This window comes from Novacetimonas hansenii JCM 7643 (genome assembly GCF_000964405.1).
GTDB lineage: Bacteria > Pseudomonadota > Alphaproteobacteria > Acetobacterales > Acetobacteraceae > Novacetimonas > Novacetimonas hansenii.
In genome coordinates this window covers 1-203 of record NZ_BANE01000191.1, presented here as the reverse complement: position 1 = coordinate 203, position 203 = coordinate 1, and the positions used below count along the sequence as shown (strand labels likewise).

Here is a 203-nt window from a genome sequence, read left to right as displayed (position 1 = left end):
TCCACCGTCTCGATCACAGACAGCACGGCACGCACCTGCGGCCAGCCGGTGAACAGCAGCAGACGCTCCGCACCCGTGGGCACGAACGGCAGGCGGTCGCACGGCTCGCCAGCCAGCGGCGCCCTGATGATATCGATGCAGCAGGTTGTCGTCCTGCAATCCGCCTGCGTCCAGCGCAGCAGGGCGAAGACCGCACCGGGCGC

General features: G+C 69.5%; 1 protein-coding gene. It reads right to left on the bottom strand.

Annotated features, from left to right (window positions below):
• A partial coding sequence (locus B7G66_RS12845; protein ID WP_048859253.1) for a DUF2840 domain-containing protein occupies positions 1 to 203 on the bottom strand: 203 nt, incomplete at both ends.